The 18,942-nt window shown below is 70.7% G+C and carries 18 protein-coding genes and 1 pseudogene; 5 read left to right on the top strand and 14 right to left on the bottom strand.

All coding sequences use genetic code 11. The features are described from left to right. Positions 1 to 59 precede the first annotated feature (59 nt). Complete coding sequence (locus tag GLX30_RS21380) at positions 60 to 1,217, bottom strand: acyl-CoA dehydrogenase (RefSeq protein ID WP_159691397.1); 1,158 nt, start codon at positions 1,215 to 1,217, stop codon at positions 60 to 62. Positions 1,218 to 1,406: 189 nt separating this feature from the next. Between GLX30_RS21380 and GLX30_RS21375 the strand changes: the two genes are divergently transcribed. Continuing rightward, complete coding sequence (locus GLX30_RS21375; RefSeq protein ID WP_159691394.1) at positions 1,407 to 2,750, top strand: UDP-glucose/GDP-mannose dehydrogenase family protein; 1,344 nt, start codon at positions 1,407 to 1,409, stop codon at positions 2,748 to 2,750. Between the two features lie 22 nt (positions 2,751 to 2,772). On the opposite strand, the gene GLX30_RS21370 is transcribed toward GLX30_RS21375, so the two are convergent. Beyond that, on the bottom strand, positions 2,773 to 3,279 hold the full coding sequence (locus tag GLX30_RS21370; RefSeq protein ID WP_159691391.1) for a CGNR zinc finger domain-containing protein: 507 nt from the start codon (positions 3,277 to 3,279) through the stop codon (positions 2,773 to 2,775). Between the two features lie 84 nt (positions 3,280 to 3,363). Here GLX30_RS21370 and GLX30_RS21365 point away from each other — a divergent pair, with 84 nt between their 5' ends. Next, positions 3,364 to 3,726: a VOC family protein gene (locus GLX30_RS21365; protein WP_159691388.1), complete on the top strand. Its 363-nt coding sequence runs from the start codon at positions 3,364 to 3,366 to the stop codon at positions 3,724 to 3,726. A gap of 12 nt (positions 3,727 to 3,738) precedes the next feature. Here the strand turns inward: GLX30_RS21365 and GLX30_RS21360 are convergent, their stop codons facing one another. The 4 genes from GLX30_RS21360 to GLX30_RS21345 form a co-directional block, all read right to left on the bottom strand. Beyond that, positions 3,739 to 4,866: a membrane dipeptidase gene (locus GLX30_RS21360; RefSeq protein ID WP_167306849.1), complete on the bottom strand. Its 1,128-nt coding sequence runs from the start codon at positions 4,864 to 4,866 to the stop codon at positions 3,739 to 3,741. 120 nt (positions 4,867 to 4,986) lie between these two features. Then, on the bottom strand, positions 4,987 to 6,186 hold the full coding sequence (locus tag GLX30_RS21355) for a dipeptidase (RefSeq protein ID WP_159691385.1): 1,200 nt from the start codon (positions 6,184 to 6,186) through the stop codon (positions 4,987 to 4,989). 21 nt (positions 6,187 to 6,207) lie between these two features. Continuing rightward, positions 6,208 to 6,729, bottom strand: coding sequence for a 5-(carboxyamino)imidazole ribonucleotide mutase (gene purE / locus GLX30_RS21350; RefSeq protein ID WP_159691382.1), 522 nt, complete (start codon positions 6,727 to 6,729; stop codon positions 6,208 to 6,210). Further along, the gene (locus GLX30_RS21345) at positions 6,726 to 7,865 is read right to left on the bottom strand and encodes a 5-(carboxyamino)imidazole ribonucleotide synthase (protein WP_159691379.1); all 1,140 of its coding nucleotides are present in this window, start codon (positions 7,863 to 7,865) and stop codon (positions 6,726 to 6,728) included. The genes purE and GLX30_RS21345 overlap by 4 nt, the downstream gene beginning before the upstream one ends. A 165-nt stretch (positions 7,866 to 8,030) precedes the next feature. Between GLX30_RS21345 and GLX30_RS21340 the strand changes: the two genes are divergently transcribed. Continuing rightward, a complete protein-coding gene (locus GLX30_RS21340; RefSeq protein WP_159691376.1) occupies positions 8,031 to 8,552 on the top strand; it encodes a GtrA family protein in 522 nt (173 codons plus the stop codon). A gap of 23 nt (positions 8,553 to 8,575) precedes the next feature. Here GLX30_RS21340 and GLX30_RS21335 read toward each other — a convergent pair whose 3' ends face one another. Together GLX30_RS21335 and GLX30_RS21330 are read right to left on the bottom strand one after the other, a co-directional pair. After that, entirely contained in the window at positions 8,576 to 9,844 is a 1,269-nt protein-coding gene (locus GLX30_RS21335; RefSeq protein WP_159691373.1) for an ATP-binding protein, read from the bottom strand. A 12-nt stretch (positions 9,845 to 9,856) separates the two neighbouring features. Next, entirely contained in the window at positions 9,857 to 10,534 is a 678-nt protein-coding gene (locus GLX30_RS21330) for a response regulator transcription factor (protein ID WP_159691370.1), read from the bottom strand. 465 nt (positions 10,535 to 10,999) lie between these two features. On the opposite strand from GLX30_RS21330, the gene GLX30_RS21325 reads away from it, so the two are divergent. Then, complete coding sequence (locus tag GLX30_RS21325; RefSeq protein ID WP_159691367.1) at positions 11,000 to 12,505, top strand: peptide MFS transporter; 1,506 nt, start codon at positions 11,000 to 11,002, stop codon at positions 12,503 to 12,505. Positions 12,506 to 12,645: 140 nt separating this feature from the next. Here the strand turns inward: GLX30_RS21325 and GLX30_RS21320 are convergent. The 6 genes and pseudogenes from GLX30_RS21320 to GLX30_RS21295 form a co-directional block, all read right to left on the bottom strand. Continuing rightward, positions 12,646 to 14,021 (bottom strand): annotated as a pseudogene (locus GLX30_RS21320) (hypothetical protein). A gap of 14 nt (positions 14,022 to 14,035) precedes the next feature. Continuing rightward, positions 14,036 to 15,118 carry a hypothetical protein gene (locus GLX30_RS21315; protein WP_159691364.1) on the bottom strand — a complete coding sequence of 361 codons (1,083 nt, stop codon included), beginning with the start codon at positions 15,116 to 15,118 and terminating at the stop codon, positions 14,036 to 14,038. A 2-nt stretch (positions 15,119 to 15,120) separates the two neighbouring features. After that, on the bottom strand, positions 15,121 to 15,864 hold the full coding sequence (locus GLX30_RS21310; RefSeq protein ID WP_159691361.1) for a hypothetical protein: 744 nt from the start codon (positions 15,862 to 15,864) through the stop codon (positions 15,121 to 15,123). A 3-nt stretch (positions 15,865 to 15,867) separates the two neighbouring features. After that, positions 15,868 to 16,527, bottom strand: coding sequence for a peptidase (locus GLX30_RS21305; protein ID WP_159691358.1), 660 nt, complete (start codon positions 16,525 to 16,527; stop codon positions 15,868 to 15,870). A 134-nt stretch (positions 16,528 to 16,661) separates the two neighbouring features. Beyond that, on the bottom strand, positions 16,662 to 17,165 hold the full coding sequence (locus tag GLX30_RS21300) for an ATP-binding protein (protein WP_159691355.1): 504 nt from the start codon (positions 17,163 to 17,165) through the stop codon (positions 16,662 to 16,664). A gap of 165 nt (positions 17,166 to 17,330) precedes the next feature. After that, entirely contained in the window at positions 17,331 to 17,699 is a 369-nt protein-coding gene (locus tag GLX30_RS21295) for an STAS domain-containing protein (protein ID WP_159695161.1), read from the bottom strand. A gap of 281 nt (positions 17,700 to 17,980) precedes the next feature. On the opposite strand from GLX30_RS21295, the gene GLX30_RS21290 reads away from it, so the two are divergent. Next, entirely contained in the window at positions 17,981 to 18,886 is a 906-nt protein-coding gene (locus tag GLX30_RS21290) for an RNA polymerase sigma factor SigF (RefSeq protein ID WP_159691352.1), read from the top strand. Positions 18,887 to 18,942 lie beyond the last annotated feature (56 nt).

The following is an 18,942-nucleotide window of genomic DNA, read 5'->3' as shown; positions in this document are numbered from 1 at the left end:
ATGACGAACGCCCCCGCCGGGCCCGGCGGGGGCGTTCGTCATCCGCAACAGACCGTGCCTTACGGCAGGTTGCGGGCCATCACGATCCGCTGGACCTGGTTGGTGCCCTCGTAGATCTGCGTGATCTTGGCGTCGCGCATCATGCGCTCTACCGGGTAGTCACGGGTGTAGCCGTAGCCGCCGAGGAGCTGGACCGCGTCCGTGGTGACCTCCATGGCCACGTCGGAGGCGAAGCACTTGGCAGCCGCACCCTGGAAGGTGAGGTCGGCGTCACCGCGCTCGGACTTCGCGGCGGCCGCGTACGTCAGCTGGCGGGCGGCCTCGATCTTCATGGCCATGTCCGCGAGCATGAACTGCACGCCCTGGAACTCGGCGATCGGCTTGCCGAACTGCTTGCGCTCCTTGACGTAGCCCTTGGCGTAGTCGAGGGCGCCCTGCGCGATGCCGAGCGCCTGGGCCGCGATGGTGATGCGGGTGTGGTCCAGGGTCTTCATCGCCGTGGCGAAGCCCGTGCCCTCCGCACCGATCATGCGGTCGGCCGGGATGCGGACGTTGTCGAGGTAGACCTCGCGGGTCGGCGAGCCCTTGATGCCGAGCTTCTTCTCCGGGGCGCCGAACGAGACGCCCTCGTCGCCCTTCTCGACGACGAAGGCCGAGATGCCCTTGGAGCGCTTCTCGGGGTCGGTGACCGCCATCACCGTGTAGTACTCGGAGACGCCGGCGTTGGTGATCCAGCGCTTCACGCCGTTGAGGACGTAGAAGTCGCCGTCGCGGACCGCCTTCGTCTTCATGCCCGCCGCGTCGGAGCCCGCGTCGGGCTCCGAGAGGCAGTACGAGAACATCGCGTCGCCCTTGGCGAGCGGGCCCAGGTACTTCTTCTTCAGCTCCTCGGAGCCGGAAAGGATCACCGGGAGCGAACCGAGCTTGTTCACGGCCGGAATGAGGGAGGACGAGGCGCAGACACGCGCCACCTCCTCGATCACGATGACCGTGGCGAGCGCGTCGGCGCCGGCGCCGCCGTAGCTCTCCGGTACGTGCACGGCCTGCAGTTCGGAGGCGACGAGCGCGTCGAGGGCCTCCTGCGGGAAGCGGGCCTCCTCGTCCACCGCGGCGGCGAACGGCGCGATCTTCGCCTCGGCGAGGGAGCGGACCGTCTCACGGAGCATGTCGTGCTCCTCCGACGGGCGATACAGATCGAAGTCGGCCGATCCTGCCAAGACTCTCACTCCCCAAGGTGTTAACTACCGTTAAGTATTCCAATTTTAGACGCCGCTCCCCCGGCAGGCATACGTGAGCTTGGTGACAGCTCGGCCACAGCGCGCGAAGAGCGCTTTGGAGAGTGCCGCACGCCCCCGGATATGCTCGGCCCCGCACCGCCCCTGCCCGCGTCAGTACTGGAGCACCCCATGGCCCTCAAGATCACCGTGATCGGCACCGGATACCTCGGCGCCACCCACGCCGCGGCCATGGCGGAACTGGGCTTCGAGGTCCTCGGACTGGACGTGGTCCCGGAGAAGATCGACATGCTCTCCGCCGGCCGGGTGCCGATGTACGAGCCCGGTCTCGAGGAGCTGCTGCGGCGGCACGTCGCCGGCATCGAGGGCTCCAGCGGGCGGCTGCGGTTCACGACCTCCTACGAAGAGGCCGGCGAGTTCGGCGACGTCCACTTCGTGTGTGTGAACACCCCGCAGAAGCACGGCGAGTACGCGTGCGACATGAGCTACGTCGACTCCGCCTTCGCCTCGCTGGCGCCGCACCTGAAGCGCCCGGCCCTCGTCGTCGGCAAGTCGACCGTGCCGGTCGGCTCCGCGGAGCGGCTCGGCCGGCTGCTCGCGGAGAAGGCGCCGGCGGGCCCGGACGTGGAGCTCGCGTGGAACCCTGAGTTCCTCCGTGAGGGCTTCGCCGTCGACGACACGCTGCACCCGGACCGGATCGTGGTCGGCGTGGAGAGCGAGCGCGCGGAGAAGCTGCTGCGTGAGGTGTACGCGACGCCGGTCGGCGAAGGGTCGCCGTTCGTGGTGACCGACTTCCCGACGGCGGAACTGGTGAAGACCGCGGCGAACTCGTTCCTCGCGACGAAGATCTCCTTCATCAACGCGATGGCCGAGGTGTGCGAAGCGGCCGGCGGCGACGTGGTGAAGCTGGCGGAGGCGATCGGTTACGACGAGCGGATCGGCAAGAAGTTCCTGCGGGCCGGTGTCGGTTTCGGCGGCGGCTGCCTGCCGAAGGACATCCGAGCCTTCATGGCGCGCGCCGGTGAGCTGGGCGCGGACCAGGCGCTGACGTTCCTTCGCGAGGTCGACTCGATCAACATGCGCCGCCGTGGCCACATGGTCGAACTGGCACGTGAGGCGGTCGGCGGCACGTCCTTCCTCGGCAAGCGGGTCGCGGTGCTCGGCGCCACGTTCAAGCCGGACTCGGACGACGTCCGTGACTCGCCGGCGCTGAACGTCGCCGGCCAGATCCACCTCCAGGGCGGCCAGGTCACCGTCTACGACCCCAAGGGCATGGACAACGCCCGCCGCCTGTTCCCGACGCTGGGCTACGCGGACACGGCGCGGGAGGCGGTGCGCGGCGCGGACGTGGTGCTGCACCTCACGGAGTGGCGCGAGTTCCGCGAGCTGGACCCGGCGGACCTGGCGGAGGTCGCGACCTCCCCGATCATCCTCGACGGCCGCAACGCCCTGGACCCGGTGGCGTGGCGCGAGGCGGGCTGGACCTACCGGGCGATGGGCCGCCCCCGGGCATGACCCGGGCGCCGGCCCGGCCCCTTCAGGCGGAGTCGGCCCGGCGGGCGCGGTAGCTGCGCATCTTGGCGCGGGCGCCGCAGACGGACATCGAACACCAGCGGCTGCGGCACGCCGGGCTGCGGTCGTAGTAGGCCCACCGGCAGTCCTCCGCCTCGCATGCCTTGAGTCGGAGCCAGGTGTCGTCGGCCGTGGCGGCGGCGATGGCCTCGGCGACGCGGGTGAGAAGGGTCGGCGGGCCCGTGGGACACAGGGCCGCCTCCCCCGTGGGGGAGATCGCCACCCGCAGGGGGGCACCGGCGAGGAGGTCGTCGAGAGCGCTCGGGCCGGCGGCCTGGCCGGCGTGCGCCAGGCACGCGGCGCGCAGCGCCTCGCGGAGCTCGCGGGCGGCGGGCAGGTCGTCCGGGGCGAGGTCGAACCGGGCACGGCCGTCCGGCGTGTCGAGGCGGTCCGCGCCGGTCTCGATGTCCAGCGTGTTCACGAGCGCTTCGATCAGCGCGAGGCCACCGGGGGCGGGCGCCCTGTCATTCATGCTTGCGACGTTACCTGTTATGCGGGAGCATGCGGTAACCGTTACCGGTTGATGGCATGTAGCGGTAACCACCGAGGAGGAAGCATGAGCATCGGCAAAGTCGGAGCCGTCGTACTGGACTGTCCCGATCCCGTCACCCTCGCCCGCTTCTACGCCGAGCTCGTCGGCGGGACGGTCGAGGACGACGGCGACGGGTGGGTGGACCTCAAGGGGGCCGACGGCGCGCAGCTCGCGTTCCAGGCCGCCCCCGGTCACGTACCGCCGAAGTGGCCCTCCGCCAAGGACTCGCAGCAGTTCCACATCGACGTGATGGTCGAGGACATGGACGCCGCCGAGGAGCGGGTGCTCGCGCTCGGCGCCACCGCGCTGGACGCGGAGGACCGCAAGCGGTCGTTCCGGGTGTACGCCGACCCGGCGGGGCATCCGTTCTGCCTCTGCGCCTGCTGAGCCGGCGCCCTCTCAGAGGTCCAGCGCGCCGATCGCCGCCCGGGAGGGGGCCCGGCGCGGCTGGGCCGCGCGGGCGGCGAATTCGGCGCCCCGCAGCACCCGGGCCATGTTCGACCAGGTCAGGCCCACGACCTCCGTTTCCGGCCAGCCGCGCTCGAGCAGTTCCGCGATCAGCCTCGGCAGGCAGGAGACGTCGTTCAGACCGGCCGCGTGCGGCAGTCCCGTGTCGTACGCGCCGCTGACCGCCACGGCCTCGGGCCCGGCGGTCTCCCGGACGTGGTCGAGCAGGTCCGCGGTCGCGGGCAGTGTCCCGGCGGTGCACGGCACCATGCACACCCCGTGGTTGCCGCGCAGCGCGTGCAGCACGTCGTCCGGGAGCGGCTCCGCCTGGTGCGAGAAGACGACGGGTGCCCTGGTGATCGTGAGGGTGCGCCGCATCGTGTCGGTCGTACAGCCGGAGAGGTCGACGAGGACACCGAGCCGGTTCATCTCACGGACCATCTCGTGACCGAACGGCGTGAGCCCGCCCTGCGTCCAGCGCGCGCCGGCGAGGGTGATGCTGCGGACGCCGAGCGTGTACACGGCGCGCAGCACGGCGAGCGAGTCGCCGAGGGTCTCACCGGCCATCGGGCCGAGGAGGGCGGCGATCCGACCGCAGTTCCGGGAGTCGACGAGGTCGTCGGCGCTGAGCGCGAGACGCAGGCCCTCCGGGCATTCGGACACCGTGGCCCGTACCACGTCGATCAGTTCTATCGTGGCGCCGAGCGAGGGGCTTCCGGCGCTGCCGGCCGGTGCCCGGAGTGACCAGAACTGGGCGCCCACACCGCCGCGCCTCAGCCGGGGCACATCGGTCTCCAGCAGGCTCTCGCCGGCTTCGAGGTCGTACCAGTGCATGCTCTGGAGCACCGGGGCCAGACCGCTGTACCCGTCGATCACGGGGTGAGTGCGCAGGAGTTGGGTGGCGCGTACGAGCGGATCGGCGGACGGCCCGGGGTCCGGACCGGGGTCGGGCGGCGCGGACGCCGCCGCTCCCGGTTCGCCGAGAACATCGAGACCGCCGAGATCGTTCAGCTCGTCGAGGTCCTCCAGACCGACGGACTCGACGGTGGTGAGGGACGAGGCGTCGTGCAGATCTGCCATGTGCTGCTCCGGGTTCGCCGGCCGTATGCCGTTACGCCAACCGTGGCACGGGAGCGGTAAGGGGTCGCGGCGAGTGGTGCGTTCGGGGTACGCGGCCCGCGGCCGCGCACCCCGTACCGCTCAGAGCGCGTCGAGCTCGGTGATCGTCGCGACCGACGGGCCGCGGGTCGCCCGCAGGTCGGCGGCCACGTCCTCGGCCGCCCGCAGCACGCGGACGGCGTTCTGCCAGGTGAGCTTCGCCAGGTCGGCGTCGGACCAGCCGCGGCGCAGCAGCTCCGCGACCAGGTTCGGGTAGCCGGCGACGTCGTCCAGGCCGGCCGGGGTGAAGGCCGTGCCGTCGAAGTCGCCACCGATGCCGATGTGGTCGATGCCGGCGACCTCCCGCATGTGGTCGAGGTGGTCGGCGACCGTGGCGGCGGTCGCCACCGGCCGCGGGTTCGCCGCCTCGAACGCCGCGTGGATCTTCATCGCTTGGGGCGTGGTGTCCAGGTGGTGCAGCCCGTGCGCCCGCATGTTCTCGTCGGCCGCCCGGGTCCACTCGACGGCCGCGGGCAGGATGAACTTCGGTACGAACGTCGCCATCGCCACGCCACCGTTGGCCGCCAGCAGGGCCAGCACCTCGTCGGGGATGTTGCGGGGGTGGTCGCACACCGCGCGGGCCGACGAGTGGGAGAAGATCACCGGCGCCGCGGACGTGGCGAGCGCGTGGCGCATCGTCGTCTCTGCGACGTGCGACAGGTCCACCAGCATGCCGAGGCGGTTCATCTCGCGAACGACCTCGTGGCCGAACGCCGACAGGCCGCCGACAGCGGGCTCGTCGGTCGCGGAGTCGGCCCAGGCGATGTTGTCGTTGTGCGTGAGCGTCATGTAGCGCACGCCCAGCGCGTACAGGGCGCGCAGCGTCGCGAGCGAGTTGTTGATGGAGTGGCCGCCCTCGGCGCCCATGAGCGAGGCGATCCTGCCCTCGCCCCGGGCGATCTCCATGTCGTCGGCGCTCAGTGCGCGGGCGAGGTCCGCGGGGTAGCGCTCGAGGAGCTGGTCGACGACGTCGATCTGCTCCAGTGTCGCGCTGACGGCCGTGTCGCCGGCCATGTCGCTGCGCACGTAGACGGACCAGAACTGCGCGCCGACCCCGCCGGCGCGCAGCCGGGGGATGTCGGTGTGGAGCCGGCCCTGCTGGTCGGCCGCGATGTCCAGGCGGTCGAGGTCGTAGCGGACGTGTTCCCGCAGCGCCCAGGGAAGGTCGTTGTGACCGTCGACGACGGGGTGGGCGGCGAGCAGTTCGCGGGCCCGCTCGAGGAGTTCCGTGGGGGTGTCCATTGCCTGTTGCTTCCCCGCGTCCTACTTTCCGAAGCCGAAGGACTCCGCGCCCGCGACCTTGGCGCGCAGCCGCTTGCCCTTGTCGGTGGCCTGGTCGTTGAGCTCCTGCTGGAACTCCCGCATGCGGGCCAGCAGTTCGGCGTCCTGCGTGGCGAGGATGCGGGCGGCGAGCAGTCCGGCGTTCCGCGCGCCGCCGACCGAGACGGTGGCGACGGGCACGCCGGCCGGCATCTGCACGATGGACAGCAGCGAGTCCATGCCGTCGAGGTACTTCAGGGGGACCGGGACGCCGATGACGGGCAGCGGGGTGACCGAGGCCAGCATGCCCGGCAGGTGGGCCGCTCCCCCGGCGCCGGCGATGATCGCCTTGAGTCCGCGGCCGACCGCCTGCTCGCCGTACGTGATCATCTCGCGTGGCATACGGTGCGCCGAGACGACGTCGACCTCGTAGCCGATCTCGAACTCGTCGAGCGCCTGCGCCGCCGCCTCCATGACGGGCCAGTCCGAGTCGGACCCCATGACAATGCCAACGACCGGGCTCATTCGGTGATCGTCCCTCTCAGGTAGCCGGCGGCGTGGCGGGCGCGCTCCAGGGCGTCGGCCAGGTCGTCGCCGTACGTGTTGACGTGCCCCACTTTGCGGCCGGGCTTCACGTCCTTGCCATACATATGGATCTTGAGCTGGGGGTCCCGGGCCATGCAGTGCAGATAGGCCGCGTACATGTCCGGGTAGTCACCGCCCAGAACGTTGCACATGACCGTCCACGGGGCACGGGGACGGGGATCGCCCAGCGGCAGGTCCAGCACGGCACGGACGTGGTTGGCGAACTGCGAGGTGATCGCGCCGTCCTGGGTCCAGTGGCCGGAGTTGTGGGGGCGCATGGCGAGCTCGTTGACGAGGATGCGCCCGTCGGCGGTCTCGAACAGCTCGACGGCGAGGTGGCCGACGACGCCGAGCTCCTTCGCGATCCGCAGGGCGAGCTCCTGCGCCTGGCCGGCCAGCTCCGCGTCGAGGTCCGGCGCGGGCGCGATCACGGTGTCGCAGACCCCGTCGACCTGCTGCGACTCGACGACCGGATAGGCGACGGCCTGGCCGTGCGGGGAGCGGACGATGTTAGCGGCGAGCTCGCGCCGGAAGTCGACCTTCTCCTCCGCGAGGACCGGCACGCCCGCCTTGAACGGGGCCTCGGCGTCCTTCTCCGCGCGGACCACCCAGACGCCTTTGCCGTCGTACCCGCCGCGCACGGTCTTGAGGATCACCGGGAAGCCCCCGGTCTCCTCGGCGAACGCCGTCACATCGGCCGGGTCGGCCACGATGCGGTGGCGGGGGCAGGGCGCGCCGATCTCCGTGAGCCGCGCGCGCATCACCCCCTTGTCCTGGGCGTGCACCAGCGCGTCGGGCCCCGGCCGGACGGCGACGCCGTCCGCCTCGAGGGCCCGCAGGTGCTCGATCGGGACATGCTCGTGGTCGAAGGTGATCACGTCACAGCCGCGCGCGAACTCACGCAGCGTGTCCAGGTCGCGGTAGTCGCCGACGACGACATCGCTCACCACCTGGGCCGCTGAGTCCTGAGGGGTGTCACTGAGGAGCTTGAACTTCAGGCCGAGGGGGATACCCGCCTCATGGGTCATGCGGGCGAGCTGACCGCCGCCGACCATGCCGACTACCGGGAACGTCACTCTCCTAGGGTATCCGCCCAGTCGGTGGGCCCCGACTTCCGTATGTTCCGACAGTGCCCTGTAACGGGCGACACATCCTCCTCACTGCCCACAGGCATCACAGTGAGCCGCTGGTTAGCATGACGGTGACCACACATGCCGATCTGATGAGGCTGGACTCTCACTATGAGTGAACGAGGCGGAAGGCTGCGGGGGCAGCTGCACCAGCTCATCCGGGAGGTCGCCAAATTCGGCGCGGTGGGCGGGGCAGGGCTCCTCGTCAATCTCGCGGTCTTCAACCTCGTGCGGCACGTCACCGAGGTTCCGGTGGTCCGGGCGTCCGTCCTGGCCACCGTCGTCGCCATCGCGTTCAACTACGTGGGGTTCCGCTACTTCACGTACCGGGACCGCGACAAGAGCCGGCGGACCAAGGAACTGACGCTGTTCCTGCTGTTCAGCGCCGTGGGCCTGGTGATCGAGAACGGCATTCTGTACACGGCCACGTACGGCTTCGGCTGGGACACCCCGCTGCAGAGCAACGTGTTCAAGTTCCTCGGGATCGGCGTCGCGACGCTGTTCCGGTTCTGGTCGTACCGCAGCTGGGTCTTCCGGGCGCTGCCCGCGCGGGGCCCCCTGCCGAGCGCCGAATCGTTCCTCGAGCAGCGACGCCCTGAGCCCGAGCCGGTGCGGCACCGCGTCGGCCGCTGAACGGACGGGCCCGGCGGCCGGGGCTATCGGATCGTCGGCTTCTCTTCGTCCTTGCGCTTCTTCGCCACCCTGCTCAGGAAGATCGCGAAGACCGGCGGGTGCTGCTGGAGCAGCTCCAGCCGGCCGCCGTCGGCCTCCGCGAGGTCACGGGCGACGGCCAGGCCGATGCCGGTCGAGTTGCGGCCGCTGATGGTCCGCTCGAAGATCCGCGCCCCGAGGTCCCCCGGTACCCCCGGCCCCTCGTCCGTCACCTCGACCACCGCCTGGTTGCCGGTCGCCCTGGTGCGCACCGCGACGGTGCCCCCGCCGTGCATCAGCGAGTTCTCGATCAGGGCCGCGAGCACCTGCGCCACGGCGCCGGGCGTGCCGACGGCACGCATGCCCTGCCGGCCCGAGCAGACGATGGCCCGGCCGGCGCTGCGGTAGACCGGGCGCCACTCCTCGAGCTGCTGCTTGACCACCTCGTCCAGGTCGAAGACCACGGCGGAGCCGGTACGCGGATCGCGGGAGTTCGTCAGCAGCCGCTGGACCACGTCGGTGAGCCGCTCCACCTGGGTCAGGGCGATGCTGGCCTCCTCCTTCACGGTCTCCAGGTCGTCGGTGACCGTGATCTCCTCCAGCCGCATGGACAGCGCGGTCAGCGGCGTACGGAGCTGGTGGGAGGCGTCCGCGGCGAGCCGCCGCTCCGCGGTGAGCATCCGGGCGATCCGCTCGGCGCTGGCGTCGAGCACATCGGCGACCCGGTCCAGCTCGGGCACCCCGTAGCGGCGGTGGCGGGGGCGGGGGTCGCCGGATCCGAGACGCTCCGCGGTCTCCGCGAGATCGGTGAGCGGTGAGCCGAGGCGGTTGGCCTGGCGTACGGCGAGCAGCACGGCGGCGACGACGGCGAGCAGCGCCACCGCGGCGATGATCATCAGCGACCGGCCGACCTCACGGGTCACGGACGAGCGGGACTCCTCGACGGTGACCGTGGTGCTCCGTTCCCCCTCCGCGGTGCCGCGGATGACGCTTCCGGAGGGGGGCTCGCCGATCTCGATGGGGCCCCGGCCGGGGATGTCGATCAGCGCGTAGCGGGTGATGTCGCCCTGCTCGGCGAGAATGTCCGGATTGACGGGCTCGCCGCCCACCAGACGGCTCTCCACGATGCTGACGAGGCGCAGCGCGTCGGAGTCGACGCTCTCCTGGGCGCTGCTGGTGATGGTGCGCGTCTCGACGAGCACCAGGGAGACGCCGAAGACGGCGATGACGACGAGCACCACGGCGAGCGTGGAGGTGATCAGACGGCGGCGCATGGTGTTCGAGTATCAGGACTTCTCGAAGCGGAAGCCGACGCCGCGCACGGTGGCGATGTAGCGAGGGTTCGCCGCGTCGTCGCCCAGCTTCTTGCGCAGCCAGGAGATGTGCATGTCCAGGGTCTTGGTGGACGACCACCAGGTGGTGTCCCAGACCTCGCGCATCAGCTGGTCCCGGGTGACGACCCGGCCGGCGTCCCGGACCAGGACCCGCAGCAGGTCGAACTCCTTGGCCGTCAACTGGAGTTCCTCGTCGCCCATCCAGGCGCGGTGCGACTCGACGTCGATCCGGACGCCGTGGGTGGCGGGGGCGGGGGCGGGCTCGGTGGCGCCGCGCCGCAGCAGGGCCCGGACCCGGGCGAGCAGTTCGGCGAGACGGAACGGCTTGGTGACGTAGTCGTCGGCGCCCGCATCGAGGCCGACGACGGTGTCCACCTCGTCGGCGCGGGCGGTGAGCACCAGGATCGGGATCGTGTGGCCCTCCGCACGCAGCCGGCGGGCGACCTCCAGGCCGTCCATGCCGGGCAGACCGAGATCGAGCACCACGAGGTCCACACCGCCCGCGAGTCCCGCGTCGAGCGCGGCCGGGCCGTCCTCGCGTACCTCCACCTCGTACCCCTCGCGGCGCAGCGCGCGGGCCAGCGGTTCCGAGATGGATGCGTCGTCCTCGGCGAGCAGTACACGGGTCATGGGGTGATGGTAGTCCGCGGGCCACGGGCCACGGGGCTTGATCCACAATGCCTGCGGCTATGGGGTGCGATTCTGGTTACGACCTTCGATTCAGGGAAGACGGTTCCACGTTCACCTGTGATCCATGTCTCAAGTCCTTTCATATACCGCACTGTCGTGGCGTATGGTGGCGAGACGCCCGTAGTACAACTCGGGGACCTTTGGCTGCCGTGCGCACCAAGGGTCTCTTTTCTGTCCGAAGGTCGGCCCGGTACCGTTCCGGTCGTTTCGAGCCCCGACCCGACGCAGTGAATGACCTGTTGGCCGGGCCCCGGCGCCACCACGCGCTCGGGGCGCGGATCCCGGTACGGATCTCTTCCGGCCCTGTCCTCGCGGGCGCGGGCCGGACCGTACCGGTACCGGCCTCCCCCCACCGGGCGCGTACCGCTCACGAAGCGCCGCGTCCCGAGCGAGCAAGGATCGACCATGGCGTCCAGCCTGACGAAGGACTCGGCCAGCACTCCTGGCGGCGAGAAGACCTTCTTCGGCCACCCCCGCGGTATGGCCACTCTCTTCATGACGGAGATGTGGGAGCGCTTCTCCTGGTACGGGATGCGCGGCATCCTCGTCCTCTACCTGGTCGCGGAAGTCCTCGACGGCCGGCTCGAGGACCGCGAGGCTCTCGCGGCCGCCATCTACGGCGTGTACAACGCCGTCGTCTACATGGCGGCCATGCCCGGCGGCTGGGTCGCCGACCGTCTGTGGGGCGCCCGCAAGGCCGTTCTCGTCGGCGGCATCGTCATCGCCCTCGGCCACTTCACCCTGGCACTCCCCTCGGACACCGCGTTCTTCGCCGGCCTCGCGCTCATCGCCGCCGGTACGGGCCTGCTGAAGCCGAACATCTCGGCCATGGTCGGCGGTCTGTACGAGGGTCAGTCCAGCGCCCGCCGCGACGCCGGGTTCACGCTCTTCTACATGGCGATCAACATCGGCGGCATGGCCGCCCCGCTGGTCGTCGGCTACCTCGGTGAGAACGTCGACTGGCACCTCGGCTTCGCCGTCGCCGGTATCGGCATGACCCTGGCCGTCGTGCAGTACGTGCTGGGCGGTCGTCACCTCGGCGACGTCGGCAAGGAGCCGGGCACCCCGGCGACGCCGGAGGAGAAGCGCACGGTCCTGCGCAAGGTCCTGCTGTGGGCCGGCATCGCCGTGGCCGCCCTGCTGGCCGACATCGTGCTCGGCACCTATGACGTCGAGCACATCGTGAACGTGCTCGCGGTGCTCGGCATCGCCGTTCCGGTCATCTACTTCATCTCGATGTTCCGCAACCCGGCGCTGACCGCCCAGGACAGGCCGAAGATCAAGGCGTTCGTGTGGTTCTTCGCCACGGCCGTCCTGTTCTGGATGATCTACGACCAGTCCGGCTCGCTGCTGACGCTGTTCGCGGACGGCAAGACCGACCGCATGATCGGCGGCTGGGAGTTCCCGGCGTCGTGGTACCAGTCGGTCAACCCGGCCATGGTCATCGTGCTGGCGCCCATCTTCGCCACGCTGTGGGTCAAGCTCGCCCAGCGCAACCGTGAGCCCAGCACTCCGATGAAGTTCGCTCTCGCGATGCTCCTCATCGGCGGCTCCTTCGCGATCATGGGCCTGGCGGGCGCCGCGGCCGCGAACAGCGACACCGGCAAGGTCACCGTCTTCTGGCTGCTGAGCGTCTACCTCGTCCAGACCATCGGTGAGATGTGCCTGTCCCCGGTCGGCCTGTCGCTGTCGACGAAGCTGGCGCCGAAGCAGTTCGTCGGCCAGATCATGGGTCTGTGGTTCCTGGCCACGGCGACGGGCAACGCGCTGAACGGCTGGACCACCAAGCTCAACAAGCCGCTGGGCGACGCCATGTACTACTCCCTGTGGGCGGTCATCGCGGTCGCCGCGGGACTGACGTTCATGATGGCGGGCCGCAAGATCCGCGCGCTCATGGGCGATGTGAAGTAGCGCCACCGGCCGGTCGGCGGACCGGCCCCGGCGCAACGGCGGGAGGGCCGGCACGAAGGAGACTTCGTGCCGGCCTCCCGCCGTTCGCGCTTCCCGCTCCTTGGTCCCGACGAAGCGGACGCGTCGATCCGAGCCGGGGCTCAGCGCAGGCCGCGCAGGCGCCGCCACGGGGTGAAGGTGAACACCGCGCCCCCGAGCAGGATCACCGTGCCGGCGACCAGGGCGAGGGCGCGCAGCGCGCCGGTGTCCTCCGCGCCGGTCTGGGCGAGGCCGCCGGAGCTGCCGCCGGACGGACCCGTCCCGCCGCCGGCCGTGCCGCCGCCCGTGGTGGTGCCCCGGAGGCCCCGCCGGGCTGGGCCGAGGTGTCCAGCTCCAGCGAGAACGGGACGCCTGCCGGCGGGGTGCAGGTCGTGGTCGTCCCGAGCGCCTCGACCGTCAGCACGCCGGGGCCGAGCGTCGCCTTGCCGGTGGCGCCCGGCTTGTACGTGCCCGTCAGATCCGGGATCTCGATGGGCTCGCCCGACTTGACGGGCTCCTTGTTGGTCGGCCCCTCGACGTGGACGAAGCCCTTGTCGGCTCCACCGAGCCGGACCTCCATGGAGGGCTTCACGGAGTCCGCCGGGATGTCGGCGGGGCTGTCCATGACGGACTTGGAGAACTTCACGGTCAGGTCGTAATTCCCGCCGTTCTTGCTGGCGTTGATCCGAACCGGGGAGACGGCGTCCTTGTCGCCGATCGGGGTCTTGCAGGCGTAGGCGACCTCGATCTCCTTGCCCTCGAAGTCGGTGGGGCCCGGGTCGGTGCCGCCGGAGCTGCTTCCTCCGGAGCTGCTTCCTCCGGACGTCGTTCCGCCGGAGCTGCTGCCGCCGGAGGTGGTCCCCCCGGAGTCGGAGCCACCGTTGGTCGTTCCGCCCGTGGTGGTTCCTCCCGAGCTGCTGCCCCCGGAGGTGGTGCCGCCCGAGCTCGTACCGCCGGAGGTGCCGCCCTGGCCGTCCGTCACCTTGATCGTCGCGCCGGGCAGGACCGTCTCCTTCGGTGCGCACTTGGTGTCCGTCGAGATCGGCTTCGAGACGTTGATGCCGTACGCGCCCGGCGTCAGCGTGATCTCGCCGGCCTTCTCCAGTTTCAGCATGGCCTTCATGTCGGGAAGCACCATCGGGCTGTTCTTCGGGATCGGCGGGTTCTGGCGCGGGCCCTCCGCCTTGAGTTCGCCGCTCGCGGCGCCCCCCAGGGTGATCGTGCCGGTCGGTTTGACCGTGTCCTTCGCCAGGTCCAGGACGTCCGGGTTCTTCGACGCCGCCTGGACGGTCTTCCACACCACCTCGACCTCGTCGCCCACCTTCGCCTCCGAGGGCGCGGTGATCTGCACCTTGGTGGTGCCCTGCACGGGCGGCAGACCGGAGATGGGCGGCGGAATGCACTCCGTCGCGTACGAGACCTCTGCGGCCTGTACCGGGCTCGCGGCCAGCAGCATCCCCGCTCCGCCGAGCATCAGCGCGACTCCGGCCGCGCTCATCCTCCGTTGCGTACTCACGAAAGTCCCTTCGTCGTTGGCCGGTTCTCTGAAGGTGCGGAAGGTGCGGAAGGTGCGGACGTTGTAGGCGGTGCGCCAGGGGCGGAGGGCGCGGCGTCGGGCATGAGCCACGGCAGCGCCGCCGCCGTGTCGCTCGCGGTGCCGTCGGCGGTGGCCGTGGCAGGGGCGCCTCGCCGTCGGGACGGGCGGGCATGACGGGGGTCCGGCGGCCGGACCTTGTCGACGACCGCCATACCGATACGGAACAGGGCGGCCGGCACGACCAGGGCGAGCAGCACCCAGAACACCGTCACGCCCCATGGCCTCGGCACGCCCCAGGGCTGCTCGGCGAGGACCTTCGTGCCGTACTTGACCGAGATCGAGTAGTCGCCGTGCGCCCCGGCGGGGAGCTGCACGGGCAGCGTGATCCGTGCCTTCTCGCCGGGCCGCACCGTGCCGCGCCACTGCTGTTCCTCCCACTGCGGGGCGAACAGCCCGTGTGCCGTGCCGATCTGGAAGACGGGGTCCTGGACGGGGTCCGTGCCGAGGTTTCCGACCGTGAACTCGAGAGTGCGGGCGGGCGGGGCGCCGAAGAAGACGAGGAGCCCCGAATCGCCCTCGAGGCGGGTCGCCGTGAGCACCGCGAGCCTGCCGCCGCCGGCCTGTTCGGGAAGCGGGGCGGTGGGGTGACCGGCGACCACGAACACGGCATCGACAGCCTGTTGTTCCCCCATGACAGTGGCCACATGGACGACGCAGGGGCAGGGTACGGGTGGTTCCGCGACCGGCACCTTCTTGGTGAACGACCCGGTGGCGCCGGTGGTGACAGCGCGGCCGTCCGCGTTGGCGCACGAGTTGGTGCCGCCGACCACCCCCCTGGCGGGGGTGGCCCGGCCGCAGACGAGCAGCATGAGCAGGGTACGGGGCCGCCAGCCGCTGCCGCTGACGGTGATGTCCCGGCCCTTGCCGGCCTGGGGGGCGGACAGTTCGACGCGAGGCGGGGACGGGTCCGCGACCGCCGCGGGAGCAGCGGAGAGCAGAGCGGAGAGCAGGAGGAACGCTGCGGGTGCGACCGCGAGGGCGCGGCGGACGGAGGGCATCGTCAGCCTCCTGCTCTTTCGGACCGGCGGCGGACACGGACCCACCACGGCACGGGCAGCAACAGCGTCAGCAGCAGGGCCGGCCAGGGAAGGAAGGTCTTCGTCACCGTCGCGTCGGCGTGCACGCCGCCCGCCGCGGTGACGTCCAGGCGCAGTTCGACACGGTCCAGCGCCGGTGGGTCCCATCTTTCGGTCAGCGCGACCCGTTGTGCCGGCGGCAGTGGACGGACCTCGTGGGCGCGGCGGGCCACCGGAGCACCGAAGAGGCCGTCGGCGCGCAGCGAGACGCGTGGCGACAGGGGCGTGTTGCCGCGGTTGACGACGGTGTAGTGGACGAGACCGCCGGAGAACGACACGTCCTCGACGGTGAGGGCGGCGACCTTCGGGCCGCTCACCCGTAGGTGGACGCGGATCGGCTCCGTGCGGCCGCCGGCCGACACCGTGATCGTCGCGGTCTGTTCACCCGGTGGTGTGTTCGCCGGGACTGTCACGGTGAAAGGGATCTCCGCCCGGGTCCGGGCCGGGATCGTCACCTCGTCGGCGGCGAATGCGATCCACGGCGCCGGGGCGGGCAGTGCCTTCACCTCCACCGTGAGCGCCTCGGTGCCCGGGTTGGTCAGGGACACGCGGTCCTCGAGCACCGCGCCGGGGGCGCCCTCCAGGTACACGTACGCACGCCCCGGCTCCCAGGCGGCGCCGGGTGGGGGCGCGGCCAGGGCGAGTACGAGCGCGAGGGCGGCCCGCACGGCTCAGCCCGCGGTCCGGCCGCCGCGCCGGGTCAGCCAGAGGACGCCCGCCGCCCCGGTCAGCAGTACGGTGCCGCCGAGCGTGCCCAGTGCCGTCGCCGAGTCCAGGGGCCCGGTCTTCGGCAGTTCCGACGACCCGCCGCCCGTGGCGCCGCCCGCCGCCGTGACGTCGAGCTCGAGCGAGGGCCGGGGGCTGTTCTTCGGCGTGCAGGTCGTGGTCGTGCCGAGGGCCTTGATGGTCAGCACCCCGGCCGTGAAGGTGACCTTGCCGCTCTTCTTCGGGGTGTACGTACCGGACAGGTCGTTGATCTTGATCGGGGTCTCTGCGGGCACTGCCGCGGCGTTGGGCGGGCCGGACACCCGCACCTCGCCCGTCTCCGCGCCGCCCAGTTCGATGACCGCGCTCGGGTTCATGGCGCCCTTGCCCAGTTCGACCGGACTGGAGGAGACGCCCTTCTGGAAGGACATCGTGAGCTTGTACGCGCCGCCGTTCCTGACCGCCTTGATGTCGATGGGCGACACCGCGCCCTTCGGGCCGATCGGGGTTCTGCACTCGTAGTCGACGTCCACGACGGCGGCGTGCGCGGCGGGGGCGGTCAGCAGCACCGCCGGGGCCGCCACCGCCGCCGCAAGGGCGAGAGCTGTTCGTTTCCGGTACGACACGTCGGGTCCCCTCGGCCGCAGTCAACTGACGACACATCAGATCGGGCGCTCAAGGTACGCCCGGGGCCTTGGGGAGGGAAGACAAAGAGCACGCCGTATCGGCGTGCTCTTTCAGCGGGTCCGGAACGGCGGCATCACGCGGGTGCGGCGAGCTCCGCCCACACCGTCTTGCCCGGAGAGCCGGGCGTTCTGACGACGCCCCAGTCCATGCAGAGCCGCTGGACGATGAACATGCCGTGCCCCCCGGGCCGCCCGGCCCGGTGCGGGGTGCGCGGCGCCGGCTGTCCGGCACCCCGGTCGGTGACCTCCAGGCGCAGCACTTTGCCGTCGCAGCCGACGCGCAGTTCCTCCGGCCCGTCCGCGTGCAGACAGGCGTTGGTGACCAGCTCGGAGACGACCAGAAGAACGTCCTCCGCGGCGGCTCTGCGGTCGGCCGTCGCGGCAGGCAGCCAGCCCCAGTCGTAGAGCGCCTGCCGCGTGAAGTCCCGGGCGAGGGGAACGATGCCACTGGCCGCGCGCAGGGGAAGGCTGCGCACGGCGCCGCCGGAGACCCCGCTTGCGGGGACGGCCGGCGCCGCGCCGGCGCCACCCGGCTCAGGGCCGGCGTCGCCCGGCTGCTGTTGCCGGGTGGTGCTCATCAGCGCTTCACCTCACCGATTCACCGATTCACCAGTTCGCCATGGTCTCAAATACGCAGAGTGCTGGGCGTTCAACGTTCTGCGGGGGTTCTCCTGCCCGACCGGCCCGTGACAACACCCACTGAGCGGATCCGGCCCGCGTGACACGGGCAACAGGGCGGTCCGTCAGCGGACCAGGGCCGCCTCGACGGAGTCGTGCACGGTGAAGACCGCATCGGCCCCCGTGATCTCGAAGACCCTCGCCACCACCGGCAGCATCCCGGCCAGATGGACCCCTCCGCCACCGGCCTCGGCCTTCAACCGGGCACCGAGCAGCACGTTGAGTCCGGTGGAGTCACAGAACTCGAGCTGCGAGCAGTCGATGACCAGACGTACTCGACCGCTCTCGATCGCCTCTTCCAAGGGCACGCGCAGCAGGTCCGCCGTGTGGTGATCGAGCTCACCCACCGGCTTCACGATTTCGCTGCGGCCCTCGGTCCGAACCTCGACCTGAAGCCGGCCCCGATTGACGCTGCCGACCGTCTCGCGGTCCATGCCGTCCCTTTTCGCCGTGTCGTTCAGTGTGTCGCCCACCGTGTCGTACATCACGTCGGCACCGTCGACGGACAGCGCTGACGCCCGTCGAACCCTACGCCCTTCGCGCGAACACCGGTAGCCGAACTAACCGATAATACGGACATCATGCTGATATGCCACTTGCGATCGTCGTGTCGGACCGGGTAGGGCTAGTAGGGACACAACCAACACGGCCGGCTTTGGAGGCGCCGCTCACCGCAGCAGCATGTATGGGCTTCGGCAGCCATATGCCGAGAACGATGGAGGAGACCATGTCACCCCGGCTCGACGCATCGCGAACCACCACCGCGCCGTCGACACTGTCCACCCCCACCGACGAACAGGCCACGGGCCTCGAAGCCCTCCAGGGTCTTCCGGAGATCCCGCCGTTCGAACAGGTGGGAGCGGTGGACGCGCGAGAACTGTCCAAGACGCTCTTCGCACGCCTCGAGTCCCTCGAAGAGGGCACGCACGAGTACGCGTACGTCCGCAACACCCTCGTCGAACTGAACCTCGCCCTGGTCAAGTTCGCCGCCTCACGGTTCCGCACCCGCAGCGAACCGATGGAGGACATCATCCAGGTCGGCACGATCGGCCTGATCAAGGCGATCGACCGCTTCGAACTCAGCCGCGGCGTCGAGTTCCCCACTTTCGCGATGCCGACCATCATCGGCGAGATCAAGCGCTTCTTCCGCGACACCAGTTGGTCGGTGCGAGTGCCGCGCCGGCTCCAGGAGCTGCGGCTGGACCTCGCGAAGGCGGGTGACGAGCTCTCCCAGCAGCTCGACCGCGCCCCCACCGTCGACGAACTCGCGAAGCGGCTCGACATCGGGCGGGACGAGGTCGTGGAAGGCATGGCCGCGAGCAACGCGTACACCGCGAGTTCGCTGGACGCCCAGCCGGAGGAGGACGACAGCGAAGGCGCTCTCGCCAACCGCATCGGCTACGAGGACCACGGGCTCGAAGGCATCGAGTACGTCGAGTCGCTCAGGCCGATGATCGCGAGCCTGCCGCCGCGGGACCGTCAGATCCTCTCCCTGCGTTTCGTCGCCAACATGACGCAGTCGGAGATCGGTGAAGAGCTCGGCATCTCGCAGATGCACGTGTCCAGGCTGCTGTCCCGGACCCTCCGCAGGCTCCGCAAGGGCCTGACGCTGGAGGAGTGAGCGGACCACCTCACATGCCCTCGGAAGGGCCCATTCCGTCAAGGAATGGGCCCTTC

The sequence above is a fragment of the Streptomyces sp. Tu 2975 genome (assembly GCF_009832925.1).
GTDB lineage: Bacteria > Actinomycetota > Actinomycetes > Streptomycetales > Streptomycetaceae > Streptomyces.
The sequence above is the reverse complement of the archived record's forward strand: the minus strand, read 5'-3'. Positions and strand labels throughout refer to the sequence as shown.